We start from the raw sequence: 2992 nt of genomic DNA on the forward strand, positions 1-2992 counted from the left end.
CAGACCGTGGACCGCGCGCAGGAGCCGCTGGTGGCCCGCATGATCGAGGGTTTCGAACGGCGCACCGGACTGCCGGTGGTGGTCAACACCAGCCTGAACACCGCCGGCCGGCCCATGGTCGACGACCCCAGGGACGCCCTGGAGTGCTTCGGCTCGGCCCCCGTGGACCTGCTGGTGCTCGGCCCGTTCGCGATCCGCCGCGGGAAGGCGTTCGCATGAGCGGCGCGCCCGCCTACACCGTCGTCGTCCCGACGATCGGCCGGCCCTGCCTCGCCGAGTGCCTGCGCGCGCTCGCCGCGGCCGCCGGCCATCCGCCGCACGAGGTGGTCGTCGTGGACGACCGCCCCCACCCCGAGGGCGGCCTGGCCCTGGAGACGGCAGGGCAGCTGCTCGACCGGGTGCGCACGCTGCGCACCGGCGGCAAGGGACCGGCCGCCGCCCGCAACGCCGGCTGGCAGACCGTCCGCACGCCCTGGACGGTGTTCCTGGACGACGACGTCCAGGTGCTGCCGGACTGGTCCCGGCGGCTCGCCGAGGACCTGCGGGCGGCCGGCCCCGAAGTCGGCGGGGTCCAGGGCCGGTTGCGCGTCCCCCTGCCCCCGGACCGCCGGCCCACCGACTGGGAGCGCACCACCAAGGGGCTCGAGAACGCCGCCTGGGCCACCGCCGACATGGCGTACCGCACCGAGGCGCTGAAGCGGACCGGCGGTTTCGACGAACGCTTCCCGCGGGCCTTCCGCGAGGACGCCGACCTCGCCCTGCGGGTGCAGCGGGCCGGATGGGACCTGGTCCGCGGCGCCCGCGTCACCCGGCACCCGGTCCGTCCGGCCCACTGGTGGGCCTCACTGCCCGCGCAGCGCGGCAACGCCGACGACGCCCTGATGAACCGGCTCCACGGCCGCGACTGGTGGGACCGCGCCCAGGCGCCCCGCGGCCGGCTGCCCCGCCATCTGGCGGTCACCGGCGCGGCCCTCGCCGCCGCCGGCTGCGCCCTGGCCGGGCGGCGCCGGGCCGCAGGGGCCTGCGCGGCCCTGTGGACGCTGGGCACCGCCGAGTTCGCGCTCGCCCGGATCCTGCCCGGCCCGCGCACCGCCCGCGAGATCGCCGGAATGCTCGGCACCAGCGTGCTCATCCCGCCGCTGGCCGTCCGGCACTGGGTGCGCGGAGTGGTCCGCCACCGGCACGCCGAGCCCCTGGGAGGTGCCGCGTGAGCAGGCTGTCCGCCGTCCTGTTCGACCGCGACGGCACCCTGGTGGTGGACGTGCCGTACAACGGCGACCCCGACCGGGTCCGGCTGCTGCCGGGCGCCGCCGCGGCCGTCGCGCTGGCCCGGGCGCACGGCCTGGCCACCGGCGTGGTCAGCAACCAGTCCGGCATCGGCCGCGGACTGCTCACCCGCGAGCAGGTGCTCCGCGTCAACGAGCGCGCCGACGAACTGCTCGGCGGCCTGGACACCTGGGAGTTCTGCCCGCACACCCCCGAGGCCGGCTGCGCCTGCCGCAAGCCCCGCCCCGGCCTGGTGCACAGGGCCGCCGGACGGCTGGGCGTACCGGCCGCCGAGTGCCTGGTGATCGGGGACATCGCCGCCGACGTGCTGGCCGCGCGCGCGGCCGGCGCCCGCGGCGTCCTGGTCCCCAACGCGGCCACCGCCCCGGCCGAAGTGGCCCGTTTCGCCACCGAGAGCGCCCCCGACGCGCTCACCGCCGTCCGCGCGGCCCTGATCGAGGCGGGGGTCCCGGTGGGGCGGCGCACCCCGGGTCCGCGCCCGGACGCCCGCCCGCGGCAGCCCTGGACGTGGCCGGCTCCGGCGGACGCCGGGACCCCCGCCCGGCCTCCCGCCCCGCCCCCGGACACGGTCCCCGACGAGCGGGCGCGGTGTGCGCTGCCCGACGCCGTCGGACCGGCGGGGAGGAGGTGGCCGCAATGAAGTCCCTCGTCGTCCGGCTCGACAGCTTCGGTGACGTGCTGCTCGCCGGTCCCGCCGTGCGCGCCGTCGCCGCCCGGTCCGCGCACGTCACCCTGCTCTGCGGCCCGCGCGGCGCGGACGCCGCCCGCCTGCTGCCCGGTGTGGACGAGGTGCTGGTGTGGGAGGCGCCCTGGGAAGGGTTCGACCCCCCTCCGGTGCGTCCGGCGGACATCGACGACCTGCTGGGGCGGCTGCGCGCCGGGGCCTACGACACCGCGCTCGTCCTCACGTCGTTCCACCAGAGCCCGCTGCCCACCGCCCTGCTGCTCCGGCTCGCCGGCGTCGGCCGGATCGGCGCCGACAGCGTCGACCATCCCGGCCGGCTGCTCGACGTACGCCACCGGCGGCAGGCGGGCCGGCACGAGGCCGAGGCGGCCCTGGACACCGCCGCCGCCCTGGGGTTCACCGCCCCGCCCGGGGACGACGGCCGGCTGCGCGTGCTGCCGCCCCCGGACACCGGCGGCCTCACCGGCAACGGCCCCTACGTCGTCCTGCACCCCGGCGCCAGCGCCCCCGCCCGCGCCTGGAGCCCGCACCGCTGCGCCGAGGCGGTCGCGCTGCTCACCGACGCCGGGCACCGTGTGGTCGTCACCGGCGGTCCCGCCGAGACCGGCCTGACCCGGCGGGTCAGCGGCGGTCTGGCCGTGGACCTCGGCGGCCGGACGACCCCCCGCACCCTCGCCGGCGTGCTGCGCATGGCCGACGTCGTGATCAGCGCCAACACCGGCCCCGCCCACCTCGCCGCCGCCGTCGGCACCCCCGTCGTCTCCCTGTTCGCCCCCGTCGTACCGGCCGGGCGGTGGGCACCGTACGGCGTCCCCGTCATCCTGCTCGGCGACCAGTCGGCGCCGTGCGCGGACACCCGGGCCCTCACCTGCCCGGTGCCCGGCCACCCCTGCCTGGACGAGGTCACCGGACAGGACGTGGTGCGCGCGGTGCACAAGCTCATACAGGAGCGGCAGCCATGAACATCCTCGTCTGGCACGTGCACGGATCCTGGCTCACCGCCTTCGTGCAGGGCCCCCA

The 2992-nt window shown here is 78.1% G+C and carries 4 protein-coding genes; all 4 read left to right on the plus strand.

From position 1 onward, the window contains the following. A partial coding sequence (locus IE312_RS38570; RefSeq protein WP_306419707.1) for a carbamoyltransferase C-terminal domain-containing protein occupies positions 1-219 on the plus strand: 219 nt, incomplete at its 5' end. Then, a complete protein-coding gene (locus tag IE312_RS02785; RefSeq protein ID WP_189977929.1) occupies positions 216-1211 on the plus strand; it encodes a glycosyltransferase family 2 protein in 996 nt (331 codons plus the stop codon). The genes IE312_RS38570 and IE312_RS02785, both read left to right, overlap by 4 nt. Next, positions 1208-1927, plus strand: coding sequence for an HAD-IIIA family hydrolase (locus IE312_RS02790; RefSeq protein ID WP_229898920.1), 720 nt, complete (start codon positions 1208-1210; stop codon positions 1925-1927). The genes IE312_RS02785 and IE312_RS02790 overlap by 4 nt, the downstream gene beginning before the upstream one ends. Beyond that, the gene (locus tag IE312_RS02795; RefSeq protein ID WP_189977931.1) at positions 1924-2934 is read left to right on the plus strand and encodes a glycosyltransferase family 9 protein; all 1011 of its coding nucleotides are present in this window, start codon (positions 1924-1926) and stop codon (positions 2932-2934) included. The genes IE312_RS02790 and IE312_RS02795 overlap by 4 nt, the downstream gene beginning before the upstream one ends. The last annotated feature ends 58 nt before the right edge of the window (positions 2935-2992 follow it).

This window comes from Streptomyces capoamus (assembly GCF_014654935.1).
Taxonomy (GTDB): Bacteria; Actinomycetota; Actinomycetes; order Streptomycetales; family Streptomycetaceae; genus Streptomyces; species Streptomyces capoamus.

Coding starts and splice junctions, on each gene's coding strand:
- IE312_RS02785 (WP_189977929.1), top strand. CDS start 216: ATGAGCGGCGCGCCCGCCTACACCGTCGTCGTCCCGACGATCGGCCGG.
- IE312_RS02795 (WP_189977931.1), top strand. CDS start 1,924: ATGAAGTCCCTCGTCGTCCGGCTCGACAGCTTCGGTGACGTGCTGCTC.